Source organism: Amphritea atlantica, assembly GCF_024347255.1.
Taxonomy (GTDB): domain Bacteria; phylum Pseudomonadota; class Gammaproteobacteria; order Pseudomonadales; family Balneatricaceae; genus Amphritea; species Amphritea atlantica.
In genome coordinates this window covers 1,435,829-1,458,193 of sequence record NZ_AP025284.1, presented here as the reverse complement: position 1 = coordinate 1,458,193, position 22,365 = coordinate 1,435,829, and the positions used below count along the sequence as shown (strand labels likewise).

The 22,365-nt window shown below is 52.2% G+C and carries 19 protein-coding genes; 8 read left to right on the top strand and 11 right to left on the bottom strand.

From position 1 onward, the window contains the following. Positions 1-173: 173 nt before the first annotated feature. The 7 genes from OCU43_RS06645 to OCU43_RS06615 form a co-directional block, all read right to left on the bottom strand. On the bottom strand, positions 174-1,439 hold the full coding sequence (locus tag OCU43_RS06645; protein WP_091352552.1) for a DEAD/DEAH box helicase: 1,266 nt from the start codon (positions 1,437-1,439) through the stop codon (positions 174-176). A 98-nt stretch (positions 1,440-1,537) separates the two neighbouring features. Next, entirely contained in the window at positions 1,538-2,113 is a 576-nt protein-coding gene (locus OCU43_RS06640; RefSeq protein WP_091352549.1) for a phosphoribosyltransferase, read from the bottom strand. A 42-nt stretch (positions 2,114-2,155) separates the two neighbouring features. Continuing rightward, positions 2,156-2,731: a phosphoribosyltransferase gene (locus OCU43_RS06635; protein ID WP_091352547.1), complete on the bottom strand. Its 576-nt coding sequence runs from the start codon at positions 2,729-2,731 to the stop codon at positions 2,156-2,158. Positions 2,732-2,846: 115 nt separating this feature from the next. Next, positions 2,847-3,779, bottom strand: a complete 933-nt coding sequence (locus OCU43_RS06630) for an urea transporter (RefSeq protein WP_091352545.1) — start codon at positions 3,777-3,779, stop codon at positions 2,847-2,849. Between the two features lie 177 nt (positions 3,780-3,956). Beyond that, positions 3,957-4,682, bottom strand: a complete 726-nt coding sequence (locus OCU43_RS06625; protein ID WP_091352542.1) for a DUF5020 family protein — start codon at positions 4,680-4,682, stop codon at positions 3,957-3,959. A 182-nt stretch (positions 4,683-4,864) separates the two neighbouring features. Beyond that, entirely contained in the window at positions 4,865-6,214 is a 1,350-nt protein-coding gene (locus OCU43_RS06620) for an 8-oxoguanine deaminase (protein WP_091352540.1), read from the bottom strand. Between the two features lie 48 nt (positions 6,215-6,262). After that, positions 6,263-7,735 (bottom strand): nucleobase:cation symporter-2 family protein, encoded by a 1,473-nt coding sequence (locus tag OCU43_RS06615; protein ID WP_091352537.1) that lies wholly within the window; start codon positions 7,733-7,735, stop codon positions 6,263-6,265. 603 nt (positions 7,736-8,338) lie between these two features. Between OCU43_RS06615 and xdhA the strand changes: the two genes are divergently transcribed. Genes xdhA through guaD form a run of 4 tightly spaced genes read left to right on the top strand, consistent with a single transcriptional unit; the run spans position 8,339 to position 14,378 of the window. Next, positions 8,339-9,778: a xanthine dehydrogenase small subunit gene (xdhA, locus tag OCU43_RS06610; RefSeq protein ID WP_091352534.1), complete on the top strand. Its 1,440-nt coding sequence runs from the start codon at positions 8,339-8,341 to the stop codon at positions 9,776-9,778. Next, positions 9,771-12,164 carry a xanthine dehydrogenase molybdopterin binding subunit gene (gene xdhB / locus OCU43_RS06605; RefSeq protein WP_091352531.1) on the top strand — a complete coding sequence of 798 codons (2,394 nt, stop codon included), beginning with the start codon at positions 9,771-9,773 and terminating at the stop codon, positions 12,162-12,164. The genes xdhA and xdhB overlap by 8 nt, the downstream gene beginning before the upstream one ends. Positions 12,165-12,188: 24 nt before the next feature. Next, positions 12,189-13,025, top strand: a complete 837-nt coding sequence (gene xdhC / locus OCU43_RS06600) for a xanthine dehydrogenase accessory protein XdhC (protein WP_091352528.1) — start codon at positions 12,189-12,191, stop codon at positions 13,023-13,025. Positions 13,026-13,067: 42 nt separating this feature from the next. Beyond that, positions 13,068-14,378: a guanine deaminase gene (gene guaD / locus OCU43_RS06595; protein ID WP_091352525.1), complete on the top strand. Its 1,311-nt coding sequence runs from the start codon at positions 13,068-13,070 to the stop codon at positions 14,376-14,378. A gap of 138 nt (positions 14,379-14,516) precedes the next feature. On the opposite strand, the gene OCU43_RS06590 is transcribed toward guaD, so the two are convergent. Further along, positions 14,517-15,245, bottom strand: a complete 729-nt coding sequence (locus tag OCU43_RS06590; protein WP_091352521.1) for a GntR family transcriptional regulator — start codon at positions 15,243-15,245, stop codon at positions 14,517-14,519. A 433-nt stretch (positions 15,246-15,678) separates the two neighbouring features. Here OCU43_RS06590 and OCU43_RS06585 point away from each other — a divergent pair, with 433 nt between their 5' ends. The 3 genes from OCU43_RS06585 (at position 15,679) to OCU43_RS06575 (ending at position 18,505) form a co-directional block, all read left to right on the top strand. After that, positions 15,679-17,127, top strand: coding sequence for an NCS2 family permease (locus OCU43_RS06585; RefSeq protein WP_338024124.1), 1,449 nt, complete (start codon positions 15,679-15,681; stop codon positions 17,125-17,127). Between the two features lie 86 nt (positions 17,128-17,213). Next, positions 17,214-17,828, top strand: coding sequence for a LysE family translocator (locus OCU43_RS06580; RefSeq protein ID WP_091352518.1), 615 nt, complete (start codon positions 17,214-17,216; stop codon positions 17,826-17,828). Positions 17,829-18,160: 332 nt separating this feature from the next. After that, the gene (locus OCU43_RS06575; RefSeq protein ID WP_091352515.1) at positions 18,161-18,505 is read left to right on the top strand and encodes a cupin domain-containing protein; all 345 of its coding nucleotides are present in this window, start codon (positions 18,161-18,163) and stop codon (positions 18,503-18,505) included. A gap of 138 nt (positions 18,506-18,643) precedes the next feature. Here the strand turns inward: OCU43_RS06575 and OCU43_RS06570 are convergent, their stop codons facing one another. Then, positions 18,644-19,159 carry a lipocalin family protein gene (locus OCU43_RS06570; protein ID WP_091353831.1) on the bottom strand — a complete coding sequence of 172 codons (516 nt, stop codon included), beginning with the start codon at positions 19,157-19,159 and terminating at the stop codon, positions 18,644-18,646. A gap of 103 nt (positions 19,160-19,262) precedes the next feature. After that, positions 19,263-20,333 (bottom strand): zinc-binding metallopeptidase family protein, encoded by a 1,071-nt coding sequence (locus OCU43_RS06565; protein ID WP_175483411.1) that lies wholly within the window; start codon positions 20,331-20,333, stop codon positions 19,263-19,265. A 467-nt stretch (positions 20,334-20,800) separates the two neighbouring features. On the opposite strand from OCU43_RS06565, the gene OCU43_RS06560 reads away from it, so the two are divergent. After that, entirely contained in the window at positions 20,801-21,004 is a 204-nt protein-coding gene (locus OCU43_RS06560) for a hypothetical protein (RefSeq protein WP_091352511.1), read from the top strand. A gap of 127 nt (positions 21,005-21,131) precedes the next feature. Here the strand turns inward: OCU43_RS06560 and OCU43_RS06555 are convergent, their stop codons facing one another. Continuing rightward, a complete protein-coding gene (locus tag OCU43_RS06555; RefSeq protein WP_091352508.1) occupies positions 21,132-22,364 on the bottom strand; it encodes a DUF711 family protein in 1,233 nt (410 codons plus the stop codon). Position 22,365 lies beyond the last annotated feature (1 nt).

Genomic DNA, 22,365 nt, shown 5'->3' with positions numbered 1-22,365 from the left:
GCGATTACAGCGGTGACTCGTTGCTCATGCCCTTCACCAACCCCATGCAACAACTTGCTTACAAAGCTATTAACTAAAACTCTTACTATCAAAACAATATAGAAGGCCTTTGCGAGCCACGAGCAAGTCACGCTCTTTGTGGCGTTCGAGTCACTAACAACGGCGGATAGCTCTTACTTCTTACGGTTCTTCGCTGCGGGCTTTGCTGTGCCACTTTTACTGCGGATAATCTTGGTCCGCCCGGCTTTATTGGTGCGCGGTCGGTGGATCTTTTTACCCAGCTTTTTTCGCAGGCCATCGCGACTGCCCACTTCGTAGCCCGGCATATAGATACGCTGGATACGGCTGCCGATCAGACGTTCGATATCATCCAGGGCGCGCTCCTCTTCGCGACTGACAAAAGAGATCGCTTTGCCCTGAGCACCGGCCCGACCAGTGCGACCGATCCGGTGTACATAATCTTCCGCCAGATAGGGAAGATTGAAGTTAACCACCAGCTCCAGCCCCTGAATATCCAGACCACGGGCCGCCACCTCTGTCGCCACCAGTACCTGAATCTTGCCCTCTTTAAAGTCAGCAATCGCACGACGACGGGACCCCTGCGACTTGTCACCATGACAGATCGCCGCAGAGATACCATCAATCTTAAGATCCACCATCAGCGAATCAGCCTGAGCTTTGGTGCTGGTAAACACCAGCACCTGAAACCACTGGTGCTTATTAATTAGCTCAGCAAACAGATCCGCCTTGCGTTTCTCTTCCACCGGATAGACAACATGTTCCACGGTATCTGCGGTGGCATTCAGTTTTGCCACCCGAACCGTTTCGTAGGGGGTCATCAGTTGCCTGGCAACCTCATTCACCCGGGGAGAGATCGTCGCCGAAAACATCAGAGTCTGGCGTTTTTTCGCGGTCTGTTGCAGCAGAGTAGTGACATCAGCAATAAAGCCCATATCCAGCATCCGGTCGGCCTCGTCCAGTACCACAAACTCCGCTTTCGCCAGACTGACGTTACACTGCACCACATGCTCAAGCAGACGCCCCGGTGTGGAGATCACAATATCAACGCCCGCTTTCAGCTTTTTCTGCTGACTATCCATGTTAACGCCGCCATATAAGGCAAGAATTTTCAGCGGCAGAAACTGAGCATAACGCTTAATCGTATCCGCCAGCTGTTCAGCCAGTTCCCGGGTTGGGGTCAGAATCAGTGTGCGTGGGCAACCTGACTCGGTGGGTTTAGGGTGATCATGCATCTGTTGCAGGATAGGTAGCGCAAATGCAGCGGTCTTTCCGGTGCCGGTCTGGGCGTTCGCTAAGACGTTTTTACCCCGGCGAGCGGGGACAATCGCCTGCTCCTGAACGGGAGTCATCTGACTATAACCACAGGCATCCAGGGCCTGCTGAATCTCAGGAGCCAGATCTAATGCTGAAAACTTCATGATAAATCCTCGGTATGCCTGTTTTTACGGGCGCATATGATAAAGGAATTTCAACATTTAAGTGAAACTCTTTACAGATCATCTCCGTTACAGCACGGTCAGATCTTTACTGTCTCCATAATGGCCTGCATACCGGGCTTATTGGCAAAGATCTCCGCTTCCGTTAACCCAACCATCTCATAGGGCAGCACCAGCCACTTATCGGAGGTGTGGATATAGAAATCAGGCACCCGTTGTGTCCGGTTATTGGCCGGTTTGAACCAGGGTACAGCGACTTTCACATCCACCGGCATATTACGCTTAGCCCGCTGAGACAGCTGGGTGATGACCGCATCAATGCTTTTGCCCGAGCCGTAAACATCATCAACAATCAGCAACTTGTCATCACGATTCAGGTTTTCCAGCAGATAGCGCAAACCATGGGCTTTAATATTCCCCTCCCCTTCGATCATCGACTGATAACCGGGCAACCCGCGATAGGAGGTGCGAATAGAGATATGGTCGGTTTTCACCCCCAGGTATTGCAGGCACTCCTGCACATAGATACCGACGGTACTGCCACCCCGCCAGATGCCAACGATGAAATCGGGGCGATAACCGCTTTCAAAGATCTGAGCGCCCAAGCGAAACGAGTCACAGATCAGTTCCTGTTCATTAATATACTGTTTTTCCACAATACTCCCCCTCCCAATCGGGAACGGCCTCCTGTTTTGCCTTTAGCCCACCCGGGGAATCAGATCACCAATGATGTCAAACAACTCCGGCCGGTGGGTCTTAATCTCATCCACGGTCAGCCCTTCAAGTGAGTGGGGATATTTCAGCCAGGCTTCGGTTTCATGGAGATAATATTCAGGGTCAACCCCGGTTTTATTCCGTGCCGGCTTAAAATAGGGTACTGCGATGCGGATATCTTCCGGTGTGTTGAGGCGGCATTTCAGTTTCAGCTCTTTGATCACCGCCTGAATTGTCAGCCCGGTATCGTAAACATCGTCAACAATCAGCAGGCTGTCTGTGGCCTGGATATTCTTGATCAGATAATCCATACCATGGATCTTCACCGCTTTAGACCGGCCATCGATACCGTCACTGTATGAGGAGGTTCGAATGGCAATATGGTCACTCTGAATACCGTAGTAGGCGAGAAACTCCTGTACCGCCACCCCAATGGGGGTGCCTCCCCGCCAGATAGCAATAATATAGGTGGGTCTGAAACCATCATTAATAATTTTTGCCCCTAAGCGGAATGAGTCTTCCAGCAGCGTCTGGGCATCGAGATATGTTTTTTCCATCATTTCATACTCTGTCGATAACGCCTGCCATCATAACAACCGGACCGCCATTTCTGTATCGGAATTTGAGCATAACGGTATATTTTAACGATGGTATTCCGTCGCCATTACCCTGTTTTCAGGATACCTCCTCGAATACTCTTGCGCGATCAGGCTTCGGAAAAAGGCAGAATACCGTCCAGACACTCAGCACAAAGGGTGCGGTCAGGGGCATAACATCAAAGAATTGCAGCAAACGACTCAGCAACACCGCCAGTAGTACACCGCAGACGAAAGCCAGTGGCCGGAGATGACTGCGTTGGTGCAACGCCAGAATCACCAGCACAGCGTTATAGCTGTATACACCCGACTGGGATTGAACCATCGGGAACTCCAGCAACAACGAAATCACCAGACTCAGAGTCACCGCGCCTACCACAGCCAGGGTAGCCGCTCTCGAGGCGATAAACAGACCCGCTAACAGCAGCGCCCCACTGACACTACTATTGAGAAACAGCACCTGCCCAACAGCCGACATAACACCGCTGAGCAGCCCAGTCACGATGCCTGGCACTCCCGGGTCAACGATATCAGGTAAGCCGGACTGGACCATCGGCTGGGGAGTGAAAAGCAGCCACAACAGCCAGACCGACAAAATAAACGGCGAGGTATAGGTAGCGCAGTCCAGTCGTTGTAAACCGCGCCCGATGATCGTGGCAAGCAACGTAACGGCGACCGTCAGCATTAACACCAGCGGCCCGCTTAACGGCCATAAACAACTCACCGCCAGCCCCACCAGCGCACCATTAAAGCCATACAGTCCCTGCCCCAACTGATTATGCTGACGATTCGACTGAATGAGCAGCGTCAGGGTACAGAGCTGTTCAACCACGCAGCCTAGAACGGCCGCAACCGCCATGATCGGTGCCTGAATCGCCACGGCGAGGATAAACAGCAAACCGGTCCAGCGGTTATGCTGCAACATAATCTGGCTGAAACTGGTTAATACACCTTGCAGGAACGGGGTTCGCCACAAAAGGCCTGGCCACGACAAAACATCACTGGACACCATCGGGAGATTCTCAAAAGTACTCAGATAAAAACCATAAGCGAAGTATGAGAGGGCGCTATGCCATCGATAACAATCTGCCGGATGCCGAAGGGGGAGGCATCAGCAGATTGTTATACAACGTGATGGCTAAGCGCCGGGATTACACGCAAAACTGCGCGATGTTTTAAGTGGGACCAATCAGAAATGCCACTTCAACAGCAGTGCCGGATTACGCTCGTCAACGCCATCGATACCAAACTTATTGTTCCAGTAGGCATACTCCACACCAACATACACCGGGGCTTTGGTACCGATCAGCTTGCCGGCATTCCATTTCAGCTGCGAAGTGAAGTTCATCTCCGAGGCTTTATCCGACTCAGACGTGGTCCAGTCGATAAAACCATCATAAAGAAACTCCGCATCGCTCAGCGAAAATGGTAGTCCCCAGGTGAGGGTCAATTGAGTATCATTGGATGACTTATCGTTATTGGCACGATACAGGTTGGCATTAAAGTACTGAAATCCCGGCACATCCAGACTGACGCCCACTCCGGCAAGAAAGTTATCAAAGCCCTCCCCGCTCTCCCAGGTGCCTGCCAGCAGCACATCTTTCACTGGGCCAAACGAGAGATCATTACCGGTCAGACTGGACAAGCTCAGCCGGGGTGACAGCTCCATATAGTTTTCGCTGTTACCATTATCCGATTCCAGCCGGTCGAGGAAGAAGAAGTTATCGCCCCAACTATGACCGCTGGCATGTTCAACCGTCACCACCTGACGGTCCGGATCGCCCACCTCATAATCGCTACCGTTCAGATAAGTGAGACTGAACGAGCTCCACAGCATCTCGGCAGAGGCCGACATAGAGAGTGTTGAGAGCATCGCTCCGGCAACTACACTGACAGACATTGGTGCTATTTTCATCTTAGGTTTCCTTATTGTTATATTTTCAGTTTTCAGACACACTTTTTTGCAAACGCGTTTTTTAAAACGAGCGTTGCCCTGCCGGCCAGTTGTGGCCAGCATGACGGGGTAAAATTACACAGGGTAGTAAGGGTTATGTCCGCTACGGGGATGCAGCGGACAGTATCAGACCGCGTGGCTGATCAGTTGGCGGCCAGTTTTCTTGCCAGTGCTTTCTGTCGCTGGATTAATTGCGCGATATCGTAATCGACGATGGCACCGTCAATCACACGCCACCGGCCAGCCACCATCACCCGGTCGGCCTGATGGGCACCGCAGAGCACCAGCGCCGCCAATGGATCGCCAGCACCGGCAAAGCGTAGCTCATCCAGTTTGAACAGGGCGATATCGGCCTGCTGCCCCACTTTAAGTGATCCCAGATCATCCCGGCCCAGACAGCGGGCAGAGCCTTCAGTCGCCCAGGACAGTACTTTCTGATGGGTAATCTCAGATGCATCGTACTTGAGGCGACCCAGCAGGAATGCCTGACGCACCTCCTGAATCATGTTCGAGCCATCGTTGGAAGCCGAACCATCCACCCCCAGCCCCACTGGGCTACCCGCCGCTTCAAGATCCAGTGTCGGACACAAGCCTGACGCCAACAGCATATTGGAGGATGGGCAGTGGCAGATACCGGTTCCCGCAGCCCCCAGACGACGCACTTCATTGTCATTAAAATGGATGCCGTGAGCCAGCCATACCCGGTCAGTCAGCCAGCCAACCTTCTCCAGATAGTCCAGTGGCCGCAGACCAAACATCTTGATACAGAACGCCGTTTCATCATGGGTTTCAGCCAGATGGGTATGCAGTCGCACATCATATTTTTGTGCCAGCTCAGCGCTGGCCCGCATCAGACTTTCGCTAACCGAAAACGGTGAACAGGGCGCCAGTGCAACCCGGCTCATCGCCCCCGCTTCGGACTGATGATACTGGCTTATCAGACGTTCGCAATCATCCAGAATAGCCTCTTCACTCTGCACTGTTGACTGGGGCGGCAAGCCTCCATCCTCTTCGCCCAGGCTCATCGAGCCACGGGTCAGATGCACCCTGACACCCAGTTTTTCAGCCTGCGCCATCTGAATATCGATAGCGTTTTCCAGCCCCTGAGGAAACAGGTAGTGATGATCACTGGCGGTAGTACATCCGGACAGCAGCAACTCGGCCAGCGCCACCTGAGTCGACACTTCAATCATCTCCTCTCCCAGCTTAGCCCATACGGGATAGAGGCTTTTCAGCCAGCTGAACAGGGATTTATTCAGCGCCTGGGGAAATGCCCGGGTGAGGGTCTGATAAAAGTGGTGATGACTGTTAATCAGTCCCGGCAACAGGACATGTTCGCGGGCGTCAAACACCTCATCCACAGGCTGAACCGGTGATGTGCCACTGGCCAGCACTGCAACAATCGTCTGTCCCTCTATCACCACCCCGCCAGCACACTCACTATCCAGTGTTGCCAGAGGGTTCTTAATCCAGATACGCCGGGAACTGTTCAACGTCTTCACTCCGTTAGTAAACTCATTTATTAAATATGACGGGCAACACTAACTATTAACACTGGAACACAGCGAGGGCTTTTGTCCCTGAGGGGTCATAGTGTCTACAGCCGTCTCTGATGCAGATTCTCTGCAAGCATTGTCTTCAGCACCCTCGACCTCTGTCTCTTCAACCTCTTCGCCATCCATATTGGTTGGCAGGATGAAGTTCAGGATAATGGCTGCCAGTGCACCAATGGTCAGCGGCGAACCGATAATATTTTTCAGTGTCGCCGGCATCGCGGACAATACTTCTGGTACAGATGCCACCCCCAGTCCCAGACCGATAGAGATCGCGGTGATCAGCATATTACGGCGGTTCAGACCCGCCTGGGAGATAATCTTAACCCCTGCCATCGCTACGGTACCAAACATAATCAGAGTGGCACCACCGAGTACCGGTTTTGGCATCTGCTGCAATACCCCGCCGATCACCGGAAACAATCCCAGTAACACCAGAATACCAGCAATAAACAGCGCCACATGGCGACTGGCGACACCGGTCAGCTGAATCACCCCGTTATTCTGGCTGAACGTGGTCATCGGCAAACTGTTCAGCGATGAAGCGATCGCCGAATTGCAGCCATCGGCCAGTACACCGGCTTTGATTCGCTTAACATACACCGGCCCGGACACCGGCTGGTTTGACACCATACTGTTCGCCGTGAGGTCACCGGTGGTTTCCAGCGCGGTAATCAGGTAGATAATAGCGATGGGCAGAAACGCCGCAAAATCGAAACTGAAACCATACTTAAACGGCACAGGAATCGCGATCAGCGCCACCTCATTCAAACCGCTGAAATCAACCTTACCCATCGACCAGGCGACAAGAAAGCCAAATGTCAGGCCAATTATCACCGCGCTCAGACGTAACATCTGCACCTGAAAACGATTAAAGATAACGATAGTAATCAGCACAACGCCTGCCAGCGCAAGATTCACCGGGGCACCCAGATCTTTGGCCCCGAAGCCTCCGGCAATATCGGTCATCGACACCTTAATCAGTGACAGGCCGATCAGCGTGATTATAGTGCCGGTAACCACCGGGGTAATAATCCGTTTCAGCTTATCGATAAAGCGGCTCAGAAATATCTCCACAAACGCGCCAAAAAAACAGACGCCGAAAATGGTTGAAAGGATCTCCTCCGGGCCACCGCCCTTGCCTTTGACAATAAAGCCCGCCGCCAGGATAGAGCTGAGAAAAGCGAAGCTGGTGCCCTGCACACAAAGAAGCCCCGATCCCACCGGGCCAATTCGACGCGCCTGAATAAAGGTTCCTATACCGGAAACTATCAACGCCATGCTGACCAGATAGGGCACCTCACTGCCCAGCCCCAACACACCGCCAACAATCAGTGTCGGGGTGATTATGCCGATAAAACTTGCCAGTACATGCTGCAAAGCCGCAAAGGTTGATACGGCAACCCCCGGCTTATCTTCCAAACCGAAGATCAGATGAATTTTGGAACTCTGATTTGCCATTGTGACATACCTATTTATTGTTATTGGTCCCCTGCAACCTATTAGGCAACAGGGTTTTCACAAGCGATCAGCCAGACTGTTTGTCCAACGAGTTATAAAAGTAATCCAGACAAATAACATTGTCCACAAAATACATTAACTCTTGTATCCACATTATGAAAACAGCCCTACGGCTTTACCCTCTTCTGAAAGCTCTGCCAAACCAACGGCCGGGCTCAAACAGTAGTGCAACGCTCTGCAACCGCTGCCACCACGGCCTTGCCGTCTTCCTGAGTTTTCCCGATGACAGCGACAGGCAGTTCGCAAACGGTTTTCAATGCGTTTACTACAAAAACACACCCATATTTTGTATACAATAACAATACAATAAAGGTATACAAAATACTCTTTTTATTTATTACAGATATTCCAGCTATATTTCACACCCACCACAGAACAATCTCCCGCATTTATTCAAACCAGCAGGTAAATACCATAGGCAAAACCGCTGGATTGCAGATCAGTGAGCTGCAAATAAGTTGACTTAAAAGTCAGGTTTTAATTTAATGGCTAAAATCCGAACTAAACTCCATAAAGATAAAACCTAAAAACAGGAGGTCCACCTTGATCAGGTTCTTACTCAACAGGGAACTGCGGGTCGAGCAGCAGCTAGACCCCAATATGACGGTACTCAATTACCTGCGTTCCGAATCCGGCAGGACGGGCACTAAAGAGGGTTGTGCATCAGGCGACTGTGGCGCCTGCACCGTGGTAGTGGGGGAGCTGGATGGCGACCGTATCCGCTATAAAAGCCTCAATTCCTGTCTGACCTTTGTCTCCGCCCTGAACGGTAAGCAACTGATAACCGTTGAGGACCTCAAACAGGGATCTGCGCTGCATCCGGCCCAACAGGCGATGGTCGACTGCCACGGCAGTCAGTGTGGTTTCTGTACTCCGGGCATCGTTATGTCGATGTTCGCACTGGGCAAGAATATCACCCATCCTGACAAAGAGGTGATCAATGAAGCACTGGCGGGCAACCTGTGTCGCTGCACCGGTTATCGCCCGATCGTAGAGGCCGCTGAAAAGATGTATGTGGATGCCACACCTGACAGTTTCAGCACGGAACAGAATGCCACAGTTGCCAGACTGCGGGAGATACAACCCACGCAACAAGCCGAACTGAGTGACGGCACTAAACGATCCTTTAACCCGACCACGGTGGCAGAACTATCAAACCTGTTAGAGCAGTATCCCGATGCCCGGCTGCTGGCTGGCGGCACCGATCTGGCTCTCGAAGTCACCCAGTTTCACCGGGCAATAGAGACGCTGATCTATATTGGTGATATCGCCGGGCTGAAACAGATCAGTGTTACCGATGAACAGATCGAGCTGGGTGCCAGCGCCTCCCTGAGCAACTGCTACCACGCCCTGAATAACGATTACCCCGACTTTGGCGCCCTGCTGCACCGCTTTGCTTCGCTGCAGATCCGCAATCAGGGTACCCTGGGGGGCAATATCGGTAACGCATCGCCGATTGGTGATTCCCCTCCGGCGCTGATCGCGCTGGACGCAAAACTGGTACTGAGAAAGGGTAACTCAGTTCGCACCATCGATCTGCAGGACTACTTCATCGACTATAAGGTCACCGACCAGCAACCGGGTGAGTTTATCGAAAAAGTGATCGTCCCCCGGGCGGCGGACAATGGCACGTTCCGCAGCTATAAGATCTCCAAACGCATCGACGATGATATATCTGCTGTGCTGGGTTGCTTTAACCTGAAAATCAGCAACGGCATCATTGAATCGGCCCGCATCGCATTTGGTGGTATGGCCGCAATTCCGAAGCGTGCCAGCCTCTGCGAACAGGCGTTGGCAGGCGCTCCCTGGACGATGGCAACGATCGAACAGGCCAAACAGGCGCTGCAACAGGATTTCAGTCCGATCTCAGATTTCCGCGCCTCAAAGGAGTATCGCATGCAGGTCGCTGGCAACATGCTGACCCGCTACTTTGTTGAGATCGAATCCCCAGAAGTTGAAACACGGGTAACTGCATATGTCTGATCATAAGAAAAAAGCCAGCTATGAAGAGATGCTGGAACTGACGAAACAGGATCTGAATACCGGCGTTGGCCGCAGCGTTAAACATGAAAGCGCGGCAAAGCAGGTCAGCGGTGAAGCGATCTATATCGATGACCGGCTTGAGTTTCCCAATCAGTTACATATCTATGCGCGGATGTCTGAAAAGGCCCACGCCCGGATCACCCGCATCGACACCAGCCCCTGCTATGAATTTCCTGGGGTTGCCATTGCGATCACCGCTGAGGATATCCCCGGTATAAAAGATATCGGCGCACTGAAACCCGGAGACCCGCTGCTGGTTGAAGATCTGGTGGAGTATTATGGTCAGCCGTTACTGGCGGTGGCCGCCAATGACCACGAAACCGCCCGCAAAGCAGCGATGGCCGCCATTGTCGAGTATGAAGAGCTGGAACCGGTGCTGTCGGTTGAACAGGCTCTGCGAAACAACCACTTTGTCAGCGATCCGCACACCCATCAACGGGGTGATTCTGCCGCTGCGCTGGCCTCTGCAAAACACCGTATCTCCGGCAGCGTGCATATTGGAGGTCAGGAGCATTTCTATCTGGAAACCCAGATATCCTCAGTTGTGCCCACCGAAGATGGCGGCATGATCGTCTACTCCTCCACCCAGAACCCCACAGAGGTTCAGAAACTGGTGGCTGAGGTACTCGACATCCCCTTTAACAAGGTGCAGATCGATATGCGTCGCATGGGCGGCGGCTTTGGTGGTAAAGAGACTCAGGCGGCGGGACCTGCCTGCATCGCCGCCGTGGTAGCCAGACTCACCGGTCGCCCCGCCAAGATGCGTCTGCCCCGTATGGAAGATATGATGATGACCGGTAAGCGTCATCCCTTCTTCAACCAGTATGACGTTGGCTTTGACGATAACGGTATGATCACCGGCTGCGAAATGAAGCTGGCGGGCAACTGCGGTAACTCCCCCGACCTGTCCGACTCAATTGTCGACCGGGCGATGTTCCACAGCGATAACAGTTATTACCTGGGTGATGCCACTATCACCGGTTATCGCTGCAAAACCAACACCGCATCGAATACCGCCTATCGCGGCTTTGGTGGCCCACAGGGGCTGATCATGCCGGAAATCATTCTCGATGAGATCGCCCGCACACTGGGAAAAGACCCTCTGGAGGTGCGCAAGCTTAACCTCTACGGTGATGAGGGTCGCGACACCACCCACTACTACCAGAAAGTGGAGGATAATGTGCTGCCCGAAATGCTGGCCGATCTTGAGCAGAGCAGCGATTACCACCAGCGGCGCCGGGAGATTAAGGCATACAATGCCAGCAGTCCATTCCTGAAAAAGGGGCTGGCGCTGACACCGGTCAAATTTGGCATCTCCTTCACGGCCACCTTCCTCAACCAGGCCGGCGCCCTGATCCATATCTACACCGATGGCAGCATCCACCTTAATCACGGGGGTACCGAGATGGGACAGGGGCTGAACACCAAGGTTGCGCAGATCGTCGCAGAAGAGTTCCAGGTGGACTTTAACAACATTCAGATCACCGCCACCAATACTGAGAAAGTGCCCAACACCTCACCGACAGCCGCCTCATCCGGCGCTGACCTGAACGGTAAAGCAGCGCAGAACGCAGCCCGTACCATCAAACAGCGTCTGGTAGAGTTTGCCGCCCGTCACTTTAACGTGACCGAAGAGGATGTTGAGTTTCGTAATAATCACGTGCGGATCCGGGATCAACTGATGCCCTTCGCTGACTTTATTCAGCTGGCCTATTTCAATCAGATCTCGCTCTCCAGCACCGGTTTCTATCGCACACCTAAGATATTCTATGACCGGGAAAAAGCCAGTGGCCGTCCTTTCTACTACTTTGCCTATGGCGCGGCCTGCAGCGAAGTGGTGATCGATACCCTCACCGGTGAATACAAAATTCTGCGGGTTGATATTCTTCATGATGTAGGTGCATCGCTGAACCCGGCCATCGATATTGGTCAGGTTGAAGGGGCATTCGTGCAGGGTGCCGGCTGGCTGACAACAGAGGAACTGGTGTGGAACGATCAGGGACGTCTGATGACCTCAGGCCCGGCCGGATACAAAATTCCTGCGATCACCGATATGCCGATCGATTTCCGTGTCCGACTGGTAGAAAACCGTAAAAACCGCGAAGACACCGTGTTCCATTCTAAAGCGGTGGGAGAACCCCCCTTTATGCTGGGAATCTCGGTATTCTGCGCCATTAAAGACGCCATCGCCAGCATTGGGGACTATCGCAGCAGCCCGGCACTGGATGCACCGGCAACCCCCGAACGGGTGCTCTGGGCGGTCCATGATATGCAGCAGCAACAAACGCAGCATAACCCGGCCCCGGCGGCTGAGATAACCACCTGAAGCGAAAATCGCAGGAGCCTTGCCATGAACACAGCATGGATCAGAGCACTAAGCCAGATTGAAGCCGATGCCACTCCGGCGGTTATCATCACGGTGGTGGAGGAGCGCGGGTCAACCCCGCGCAACGCCGGCGCCAAGATGATCGTCAGCGAAGCACAGCAGTTTGACACCATCGGCGGTGGACATCTGGAGTATAAGGCGATCAAAATCGCCCGTAAGCTACTGCAGGAACAACAGACACAACCGAGGCTGGAACGCTTCTCCCTGGGGGCCAGCCTGGGACAGTGCTGCGGCGGCGCCACAACACTGCTGTTTGAGCCGATGAACACTGATATAGTCAAAATCACCCTGTTCGGTGCCGGTCATGTTGGCCGGGCGCTGATACCGATACTGGCCAGCCTGCCCTGCAAAATCCGCTGGGTTGATGCCCGTGAGGATGAGTTTCCAGCCAGCATCCCTGAAGGAGTGGAGAAAGTGGTCAACGAGTTCCCGGTGGATGAAGTCGAGAAGCAACCTGCTGGCAGTTACTTTATCGTCATGACCCACAACCACCAGTTGGATCAGGAACTCACTGAAGCGATACTGAAGCGAAATGACTTCAGCTACTTTGGACTAATCGGCTCGCAAACCAAACGTAACAAGTTTATCCACCGGCTGCAGGCAAAAGGTTTCAACAGCGAACAGATCGATCGGATGACCTGCCCAATGGGTATTGCCGAGGTCAAAGGCAAGCTGCCCGCCGAGATCGCTGTATCGGTGGCCGGAGAGATCATCGCCCACTACAACGCTGGATTCAACAGCGGACGTAACGCGACAACCACGACGTCAGCAACCACTGTGGTTGATCGTCTGGCCATCTGAAGCGGCCAGCAAATGATAAATGATGTACAACAGAGAACCCGCATGACACAAAACACCGCAATCGCTTACCGTGCCGCTATGCTGGACAGCCTGGGCGACCCCGCTGAGATCGGTTTAACCGACAGCATCCGCTATTTTGAAGATGGCCTGATGCTGGTTGAGAACGGTAAAATCAGCGCACTGGGACACGCCACGGACCTGTTACCAGAGCTACCGCAGGGCTGTGAAATCAAGCATTACCCGAATGCACTGATCACCCCGGGGTTTATCGACACCCACATCCATTACCCGCAAACGGGCATGATCGCCTCCTACGGCGAGCAGTTACTGGACTGGCTGGAAAACTACACCTTCCCGGCTGAACAACAGTTTGCCGACCGTCAGCATGCTGACGAGGTCGCTGATATCTTCCTGACCGAATTACTTCGAAACGGCACCACCACTGCACTGGTATTTGGCACTGTGCACCCGGAATCAGTTGACGCCCTCTTCAGCAAAGCGGAGCAGCGCAACCTGCGTATGATTGCCGGTAAGGTGATGATGGATCGCAACGCCCCCGAAGCGCTCACCGATACCCCTCGCGGCAGCTACGAAGAGAGTAAAGCTCTGATCGAACGCTGGCATGGTAAAGGCCGTCTGCACTATGCGGTCACCCCCCGTTTTGCCCCTACCAGCTCACCGGAGCAGCTGGACCTGGCCGGCCAGTTACTCAAGGAGTATGACGGCCTCTATATGCACACCCACCTGTCGGAAAACAGAAATGAGATCGAGTGGGTTAAAGAGCTGTTCCCGCAACAAAACGGCTATCTTGATGTGTATGATCACCACCAGCTACTGGGTGAGCGCTCGGTATTTGCCCATGGTGTGCATCTGTGCGATGAGGAGTGTGCGCGTCTCAGTGAAACCGGCTCAGCCATCGCATTCTGCCCCACCTCCAACCTGTTCCTCGGCAGCGGGCTGTTTAACCTGCCCCAGGCAGAGCAGCACAAAGTCAAAGTGGGACTGGGTACCGATGTCGGTGCCGGCACCAGCTTCTCGATCCTGCAAACCCTCAATGAAGCTTATAAAGTGATGCAGTTGCAGGGCGTCAGACTACATCCGTACAAGTCCTTCTACCTAGCCACACTGGGCGGCGCCCGGGCGCTGCATCTCGATCATCAGATCGGTAGCCTGGAGCCCGGCAGTGAAGCCGACTTTGTGGTGCTGGACTATCAGGCCACACCGCTGCTGAGCTACCGTATGGCACAGACAAAGACAATTGAGGAACGTCTGTTTGTGATGATGACGCTGGGTGATGACCGGATGATCAAACATACCTTCTCCATGGGAGAGCCGGTATATAACCGACACTAAACACTGCCGTTGAGTAATAAAAAAGGCTGATCGTGAAAGATCAGCCTTTTTTACATTCTGCGGTTAACACTTTGCCAAATCTGGCAAAGCGTTAACAATACTTAACCGCAGAGCTCGACAAGCGTGAGAAACCAGCAATCATCTCGGATTACGGACATGGGAGAAGATCGCCTTCAGATCATCGGTAGCGATCTCATCATCCAGACTCAGCTTCTCCTCAATATGATCGAGGTGATGCATCATCAGGCTTACCGCCCTGGGTTTGTCTTTCCCGGCAATGGCATCGATCAGCTCAAAGTGCTCATCATAGGAACAGTGAGACTTAGCCCCGCTTTCATACTGGGCAATAATCAGTGAACAGAGCGACACCAGACTGCGTTGAAAACTCAGCAGCGGTGGATTATTCGCAATCTCAGCCAGCAGCAGATGAAACTCACCGGATAACCGGATACCCGCCCCCCGGTCACCACGATCAAAGCAGGCCTGCTCATCCCGCACCATCTGTCTCAGCTGCTCCAGCTGTTTCTTCTGGGCATTATCACACACCAGCTCCATAACCGCCTTCTCGACCACCCGGCGGGCAAACACGATCTGCCGGGCCTCTTCTATGGTCGGACAAGCCACCACGGCACCACGGTTAGGCCTTAAAACCACCACCTGCTCATACCCCAGGCGGGATAGCGCCCGACGAATAATGGTGCGGCTGACACCAAAGATTTCACCCAATGATTCCTCATTCAGCTTGGTGCCGGGAGAGAGGCGCTGTTCCAGAATCGCATCAAAGATATGTGCGTAGACAATATCATCCTGGGTCTTTTTACCATCCCTTTTGGTATCACTCTTTTTTAGCTCAGATATCTGACTCATTTAAGCCTCATTAACTCCGGGTTAGCGGTCAAAAGCAGATCGGGAAACAGCCATAACATTTTGATCGTAAACGTGATTCGATAGTACACAAAAGTGGTTATTTTGTACACATAATCAATATTATGCTTGCCTCAACCTCATCACATCAAGGTTTGTTCAGACAGGTTGATTTAACGTCTGCTCCAGCAGTTTCTCTGCTACGTTCGATACCCGGCTGACAAAACAATTTCATATAATAAAACTAGCAAAATCCAAAAACCTGACTTTTGGGTTGACTTTTTTGTATACAATTATAGTATGAATACAAGCACAATATTACTCAGGACGCGTTATATTTCCAGGGAATGAAACACAACAACCCGGCAGCTACCCCTTCCGTTGACTGCCTCCATAAAAATAAAATGGGTGACACCCCAAATCAGGAGTTAAAGTTGTGGAAAACATACAACTCGATACCGCCACGATGGATTCACCGTCGGCGTCTCAAAAGCGCACGTTTCTGGACCGTTTTTTTAAACTCAGCGAACATAAAACCAATCTTCGGACAGAGATGATCGCAGGCCTGACCACCTTCGTCACCATGTCCTATATTATGTTTCTTAACCCCATCATCATGTCGAAAACAGGCATGCCGTTTGATGGTCTGTTTCTGGCCACCTGTATCGGTGCTGCCATCGCCACTATTTTCATGGGGCTTTATGCCAACTGGCCTATTGGTCTGGCACCCGGCATGGGCCTGAACGCCTTCTTTACCTTCACCGTTGTGCTGGAGATGAACTACAGCTGGCAGATCGCCCTGGGGGCGGTATTCCTCTCCGGGGTGCTGTTCGTGCTGATGAGTGTCACCCGTTTAAGAGAGTGGATGCTGGAAAGTATCCCTCTAAGCCTGCGTCTGGCGATGACCGCCGGTGTAGGACTGTTCCTCGGCTTTATCGGCCTGCGCTTTACCGGCCTGATCGTACCCAACGCCGACAATGTGGTTGCTCTGGCAGACCTGACCCACTTCGGTTTTGGTCCCTTCGGTCCGGAAGCCCCCGCACTGGGGCTGCTGAGTTTTCTGCTGATCTGTATCCTCAGCTATCGCCGTGTTTTTGGTTCTGTCATTATCGGTATCGCCATTACCACTGCGATCGCCTTCCTGATGTCGGCAGTACTTCCCCATGAGTTTTTCAGTGTAACCTCAGACAGAGCACCCGCCTCTGGCTTTATGGCCTGGCCTGAAAACGGTCTGATCGCGGTACCCAACTTTAGTGATCTCGGACCCGTCTTTATGCAGCTGGATATTATCGGCGCGTTGGATGTCGCGTTGATTCCGGTGATTATCACCTTCCTCTTCGTGAATATCTTCGATACCGCCGGCACCCTGATGGGGGTTGCTCAGCGAGCTAACCTGCAGGATGAAAACGGTAAAATCGAGGGGCTGGACAAATCGCTGAAAGCGGACTCTATCTCTTCGGTTATCGGTACCGCGTTTGGCTGCCCTCCGGTCACCTCCTATGTTGAGTCTGCAGCAGGAGTTGCCGCCGGTGGCCGTACCGGTCTCACCGCTGTGGTGATCGGTATCCTGTTCCTGCTGGGGCTGTTCCTGCTGCCGCTGGCGCAGATGCTGCCAGGCTTTGCGGTGGATGGTGCACTGATCTATGTCGCCATGCTGATGATGGGCTCACTGGCCAGTATCGACTGGGATGATCTGACCGAATTTGCTCCCGCGCTGATGACCACCATCATGATGCCGCTGACCTTCTCCATCGCCAACGGTATCGCTATCGGTTTTGTCACCTACACCTTTATGAAGGTGGCTACCGGTAAGGCATCCAGCATCTCCACCGGCGTCTGGGCACTGACCGCGATATTCGTTGCAAAGTTTATCTTCCTGCCATAAAGTGCGCTTAATTTTTGATCAGATTTAACCGGCCCTCCCTTCTCAGGAAGGGCCTTTTTATTGACTCAATAACCTACGAGAAACAGATGACCCTGGACACCTGGCTACTTTACTGTTCTGCCGCCCTGCTGGTAATCCTGATCCCCGGCCCGCTATCGCTACTGATGATGGCCAACAGTCTGAATTTTGGTATCCGCCGCAGCTATCCTGCATTTTTAGGCGGTGTCAGTGCCTCCCTGATTCTGCTGATCGCCTCGGCCACCGGACTGGGGGCGTTGCTGCTGGCCTCAGAGCAACTGTTTACCCTGCTGCGTTATTGCGGTGCCGCCTACCTGATCTGGCTGGGCTACCGGGCCTGGCGGGATGCCGGCCAGGCAAGCGGCAGGAATGAAACGACGAATAACAGTGGTCGTGGTGTAATGTTCCGGCGGGCATTTACTCTGGGTATCAGTAACCCCAAGGATATTCTCTTCTTTGTCGCCTTTCTGCCGCAGTTTATGACTCAGGAAAGTCCACTACTGACCCAACTGCTGATTATGTCGGTCAGTTGGTGTGTCCTCGATCTGATCAGTAAACTGGGATACGGCCTGGCCGCCCGGGTGCTGGCACCGGCCCTGAAAAAGCAGCGCAATATCCGCCACTTTAACCGCGTCTGTGGCGGACTGTTTATCAGCGCCGGAAGCCTGGTGTTTATCCGCTAGCCAGTTTCACTAAACACATTTTTTACCACAGAGAGATATGCATTCCCACGCAGGAGCGTGGGAACGAGATAAACTGAAAGAGCCTCAGTATATTTCTCTGTACCCTTCACCGATCACTGCAGCTAAGCCAGAATCAACGCCGCTGTATTAAAAATATAGATCTTTGCTCTTCTCCGTGTACTCTGGGCACTTCTCCTCCCTGCCCTCTGGGGTTATCGCTATTTAAGGCTCTGAATGAGCGTTTTAGAATAAAGCAGGTCGGAACCGGACAACCCGGAATATGACACTCCAATACAATGACCGCTCTTTGAATCATAATCTTTGGAGCTGATATGTCCGATTTCATCACAGTAATGCGCGAAACCTGCCCCACTCCAGTCGTTGACGCAACCAAGTGGAAACGCATCGGCGGTGAGCCGCACACCGTGAACCTCAACGCCTATCTGTCTGACGACGGCAGCAAAATCATGGGCACATGGATCTGCACCCCGGGAAAATTCGAAGTTAACTACGATAAGTGGGAATTCTGCCACTTCCTGGAAGGTTACTGCATCATCACACCGGAAGGCGAAGAGCCGGTTCACCTGAAAGGTGGCGATGTCTTTGTGATCGAACCCGGAATGAAAGGCACCTGGGAAGTCGTCGAGACTGTACGCAAATATTTCGTTTTTGCCTGATCGTTCTCTGCCCTGAGCGTTCTTTACCAGGACGCTATATCTGAATGACAGATCAATCCGTTGGGCTGAGTAAAACAAAGCCCAACGTTTAACGGCTGAGCGAAAAGATGTAAAACAGGTCTTTTCTGGCAGCTGTGGTCATTGCTGCTTAACCCAGATGAGTTCATCCGTATCAAAACCCCGTTCCTCAGACAATCTGATAAACCACTCTCTCACCTCCGGTGTCACCGTCGGCTTTCGTGACAGCAACCAGAGATAGGATGAGTCAGGTCCGGAAACAAAGGAGTACTGATAGTTCTCACGATCCAGATCGAACACCACATAGGAACCATAAAATGGTCCAAAGAAGGACACCTTGAGATACCCTTCATCGTGGTCATTAACGAAATAAGCCTTCCCTTCAGCTTCCTGCCAGACTCCACTCGCTTCAGAATACCCCCGGTTAAGAACAGCAACACCACCATCATTCCGCAAAGAGTATTCCGCCGATACCCGGGTTAACCCCCGCTCAAACGAGTGATCCAATCGGGCAACTTCATACCACTTGCCTAAATACCGCGCTAACTCAAACTGACCCACCGGCTTCACAGACTCCGGCATTCCCAAGCAGCCATGCAGCAGTAACGCGGTCATCAAAATCAAAACCGTTTTCATACTATCAATCTCAAAAGCGATAGACAGGCCCAATGAAACCAGACCATTTGCACCTTATACGCTGAGATAGCCGTTCAGATCATCCACTGTTGTAACAGAGCGCTCAGATCCGCTCTTTCAGCAGTTCATGGATAAAGCGCAGTTTCTCTTTCACACGAGGCATCAGCACGAAGGGGTAGAGATCAGGCTGCCCCATACTGCGATTCAGGCAGTTGGTTGCAAAAATCACCGCCAGAGCTTTGGACATAAAGGCATCAAAATCGACCTGGCCGTAAGGGTCAATATCTGCAGTCATCGCTAAGCCCTGATTTTTCTCAGCATAATAAGGGTTAACCGATACCCTTAGCGCCGTGGCCGTTTCCATAATATCGGTAAGATGCAGATAGTGAGACCAGGTTTCGGCCCAGTCCTCCCAGGGGTGGGACGAAGCATACTCAGTAACATAATACTGATTCCAGTCGGGCACAGGGCCGTTATCATAGTAACGCTGTAGCGCCTGAGCATAATTTTTCCGCTCGTCACCAAACGCTGTTCGATAGCGCTCCAGCCAGCGAGGGTTATCCCGAATCAGTACGTCCCAGTAATAATGACCCACCTCATGACGCAGATGCCCCAGCAGGGTTCGATATTGCTCATGCATATCAATGCGGGCCTGCTCACGCTGGACTGAGTTAGCCTCATTCATTGTTATCGTGATTTTGCCACCGGCATGACCCGTCATGGTGTGCGCATCTTTCGGCACAACCTGCCGGGTGTTGATAAAGTCAAACGAGATGCCCGAGTCCTGAGGAGACTGCTTACGGTCAACCGGTAACTGATGTTTCAATAAACTGTAGACCAGCCGGTGTTTGGCAGACTGCAGAGCACGCCAGCCATCGAGATTTTCAATCGTACCAATATTCGGAATATACCGGTTCAGTTCACAGGAGATACACAAACCACTGGCTGAGTCACTGTCGACCAGCCAGTTGCACGCCTGCTGCTGCTTGTTTTTACAATATTTCCAGGTGAGCCCCTGCGGTTTATTCACCTCGATTAAGTTGCCGTTATGCTCACAGACGGTAATAAAGCGTAATAACTTAGGCTCAAAGGCAACCTCATATTGACAGCGTTCGCACCTGACACTCTCAAACAGTATGACGTGCTCACAGTGTCCGCATTGAAAAATCTGCATAGTTTCGCCTTCTGAAATTGCTACAGCACTGACCGGATTGCCGCCCGCCGCAGGTTGGGCCCAGCTTGAGCCCTGGTTAAAATGTCGTTGTATTGGCTCACTCATGATCCTGACTGAATTCATGCGGCTGAGAACCGATAACAGTGTCACCTTAGATTAGATCCGCTCAAAAAAGTATCAAATAATGTTTCCGCACCGCTGTGGTTATAAACAGGTCAGAAAGTCTGATTAGCTCTATGAACGTTCGCGCATTACCGGTGTCTCAGTGAGAGATCGTGAAAGACCATCAGTTACCACAGTAGCTCTGAGATAAAGCACGACCGAAGAGTGCAGAGGAGTAAATCGCCACCGATCTGATAGACGCCTCTTTACCGCTTCAACCTAAAGTAAAGTAACGTAAAGTGAATTGAACAGTCCCCTGCTTAAACGTTATAAAACAGTGGTTGTCTAATAATAAGGAGAAGATTATGAATAAGTATATCGCATCATTTCTTGCTGCCAGCGCGCTGGCATTCACAGGCACCAGCGCTATGGCGCAGGACAGTAGCCGCACCGAAAGCCAGACAGAAGAACACCGGGCTCAGTCAGAATCCACAACCGAATATTCAGCTATCTCAGACAACGAACTCTCTGCATATACCGGCTTAAAGGATAACCAGGCTGAAGGGTAATTCAGCTTAGCCATCATTAACAGGGAAGCGGTTACTCAGCCGCTTGAAAAGGCTCTCCCCCTTGACTCAGTCTGGCTATACAGGCCTGAGTCGTTCAGCAGCCCGTCCAGTGTCGCTGGCATGATGTTTATGGAACAGCCAACACCGCGCAATTGCAAAGATCATCACTTTCAAAAGCCGTGATATCGCCCGCGTCCAGGCCGGGAACGGGAAACACACGCACGGTTAATGGTTTATTCAAACGGTATGCCATAGTCCCGGTATCTCTCATCAGCGCCGCAATCTTGTCTGCTGGGGTGTCTCCAGGGATCGGTACGGTATCCAGCCCAATACCGCACACAGCGCTATAGGTTAACAACGAACGGATATCAAAATTTGCCTCGATACTGCCCTGCGCCAGGCCGGTATCTTCTGTCAGCGCCAGCATCAGGCCGGAAAAGCCGACCAGATCGACCCCCTCAATCGATTTGAAAACCCGGGTCAACAACGCTGACGCCTCAACGGTGCCCGCAGCACCAAAGTATTCCACTCCCATCTGTTCATAGACAGCCGTCATACTCGCACAGTTTTTAGACGGGGCGGCAGAGCTGTCAAAGCCCGCAAATTCAAATGGCATATCAAATTCAGCACGGCTGATAATCGTTTGAATATGGCTGATATGGTGCTGTAGTGCGTTACGCATCACCTGATAATACCCTTGAAACAGGTCATTATGGTTTTCAGCGTTGGCTTTCTGGTTATAGGTCTGCAGCACATCAACCAACAGGTCCGGTGTTTCAAGGCCGATAACAAAGCGGTTACCTGACGCTTTGCGATGATAGCTGGCGGGAAAATAGGGAATAAGCGGCTCACAGTTAAAATTAACGGTGAAGTTAAAGTTCCCCTCACCCCGCGGGGTGATAGCGCTGATCCTTTTAACCGCCTTTACCGCATGGTGGATCAATTCGTTATCAAGAAAGCCATATTCATCCAGACCGACATTGACACACACATTGCACAGATCACCAAACGCCTGAATTAACTCGGGTAAAAGCGATATTTCATGTGCCGTTTTAGCCTCACCGATGGCAAAGCGGATGCGCAACCCGGACAGGTCAGACGCGTTCAACAGCTCACTCAGAAACGCCAGATCAGCTCTGGCACTGTCAAGACTGGCGGTATTCAGATACTCACCGAAGGGGTTTGTCACAATGCGAATCGACTGAACAGTATAGCCATTATCGATAAATTCTTGTGATAATCGCAGACAAAACCGGGAGGCTTTATCGATCTCGTCCTTCCAGCTCTCTATATCACCCGTCAAAGACAGAAAAGTGGTGATCGTTCTGACTTTACAAAGATCTTTATTGTGATAGCTCAAT

What these genes read in the sequence shown, in the direction of transcription:
- OCU43_RS06565 (WP_175483411.1), bottom strand. Translation starts at nt 20,333, where the DNA reads ATGCAGATTTTTCAATGCGGACACTGTGAGCACGTCATACTGTTTGAG.
- xdhB (WP_091352531.1), top strand. Translation starts at nt 9,771, where the DNA reads ATGTCTGATCATAAGAAAAAAGCCAGCTATGAAGAGATGCTGGAACTG.
- OCU43_RS06635 (WP_091352547.1), bottom strand. Translation starts at nt 2,731, where the DNA reads ATGATGGAAAAAACATATCTCGATGCCCAGACGCTGCTGGAAGACTCA.
- OCU43_RS06630 (WP_091352545.1), bottom strand. Translation starts at nt 3,779, where the DNA reads ATGGTGTCCAGTGATGTTTTGTCGTGGCCAGGCCTTTTGTGGCGAACC.
- OCU43_RS06615 (WP_091352537.1), bottom strand. Translation starts at nt 7,735, where the DNA reads ATGGCAAATCAGAGTTCCAAAATTCATCTGATCTTCGGTTTGGAAGAT.
- OCU43_RS06570 (WP_091353831.1), bottom strand. Translation starts at nt 19,159, where the DNA reads ATGAAAACGGTTTTGATTTTGATGACCGCGTTACTGCTGCATGGCTGC.
- xdhC (WP_091352528.1), top strand. Translation starts at nt 12,189, where the DNA reads ATGAACACAGCATGGATCAGAGCACTAAGCCAGATTGAAGCCGATGCC.
- OCU43_RS06560 (WP_091352511.1), top strand. Translation starts at nt 20,801, where the DNA reads ATGAATAAGTATATCGCATCATTTCTTGCTGCCAGCGCGCTGGCATTC.
- guaD (WP_091352525.1), top strand. Translation starts at nt 13,068, where the DNA reads ATGACACAAAACACCGCAATCGCTTACCGTGCCGCTATGCTGGACAGC.
- OCU43_RS06575 (WP_091352515.1), top strand. Translation starts at nt 18,161, where the DNA reads ATGTCCGATTTCATCACAGTAATGCGCGAAACCTGCCCCACTCCAGTC.
- OCU43_RS06625 (WP_091352542.1), bottom strand. Translation starts at nt 4,682, where the DNA reads ATGAAAATAGCACCAATGTCTGTCAGTGTAGTTGCCGGAGCGATGCTC.
- OCU43_RS06645 (WP_091352552.1), bottom strand. Translation starts at nt 1,439, where the DNA reads ATGAAGTTTTCAGCATTAGATCTGGCTCCTGAGATTCAGCAGGCCCTG.
- OCU43_RS06590 (WP_091352521.1), bottom strand. Translation starts at nt 15,245, where the DNA reads ATGAGTCAGATATCTGAGCTAAAAAAGAGTGATACCAAAAGGGATGGT.
- OCU43_RS06580 (WP_091352518.1), top strand. Translation starts at nt 17,214, where the DNA reads ATGACCCTGGACACCTGGCTACTTTACTGTTCTGCCGCCCTGCTGGTA.